The following is a 1041-nucleotide window of genomic DNA, read 5'->3' on the forward strand; positions in this document are numbered from 1 at the left end:
GTCGCCGCCGAACTTCTCCGCGACCGCGTCCGCGAGGACCAGTGCCACCATGGCCTCGGCGACGATGCCGGCCGCCGGCACGGCGCACACGTCGGAGCGCTGGTGGTGCGCCTGCGCCTCCTCGCCCGTGGCCACGTCCACCGTGCGCAGCGCGCGCGGCACGGTCGCGATCGGCTTCATCGCCGCCCGCACCCGCAGCAGCTCACCGGTGGTCAGCCCGCCCTCGGTGCCGCCGGAGCGGCCCGAGGCGCGCCGGATGCCCTCGTCCGTGGCGACGATCTCGTCGTGCGCCTTCGAGCCCGGCACCCGGGCCAGGTCGAAGCCGTCACCGACCTCCACGCCCTTGATCGCCTGAATGCCCATCAGCGCGGCCGCGAGGCGGGCGTCCAGCCGGCGGTCCCAGTGCACGTGCGAGCCGAGGCCCACCGGCACGCCGTACGCCAGCACCTCCACCACACCACCGAGGGTGTCGCCGTCCTTGTGGGCCTGGTCGATCTCCGCGACCATCGCCTTCGACGCATCCTGGTCCAGGCAGCGCACCGGGTCCGCGTCCAGCCTCTCGACGTCGGCGGGCGTCGGGTACACGCCGTACGGGGCCTTGGCCGCGGCCAGTTCCACCACGTGGGAGACGATCTCGATGCCGGCCGTCTCCTTCAGGTACGACCGGGCCACAGCGCCCAGCGCCACGCGGGCCGCGGTCTCCCGGGCCGAGGCGCGCTCCAGGATCGGGCGGGCCTCGTCGAAGCCGTACTTCTGCATGCCCGCCAGGTCGGCGTGACCGGGCCGGGGCCGGGTCAGCGGCGCGTTGCGGGCCAGGCCCTCCAGGACCTCGGCCTCCACCGGGTCGGCCGCCATGACCTGCTCCCACTTGGGCCACTCGGTGTTGCCCACCATGACCGCGACCGGGGAGCCGAGGGTGCGCCCGTGCCGGACGCCGCCCAGGAAGGTGACCTCGTCCCGCTCGAACTTCATCCGGGCGCCGCGCCCGTAGCCGAGCCGGCGCCGGGCGAGGTGGTCCGCCACCATGTCGGTGGTGATCGG

Annotated in this window: 1 protein-coding gene; it reads right to left on the reverse strand. The window is 74.8% G+C overall.

Going from position 1 to position 1041, the window contains the following annotated elements:
* Window positions 1-1041 (reverse strand): chorismate synthase (aroC, locus tag IEZ04_RS34295; RefSeq protein WP_189220912.1); only part of this gene is annotated, 1041 nt, incomplete at both ends.

Origin of the sequence: Streptomyces ruber (genome assembly GCF_014648075.1) — a bacterium.
Classification (GTDB): Bacteria; Actinomycetota; Actinomycetes; order Streptomycetales; family Streptomycetaceae; genus Streptomyces; species Streptomyces ruber.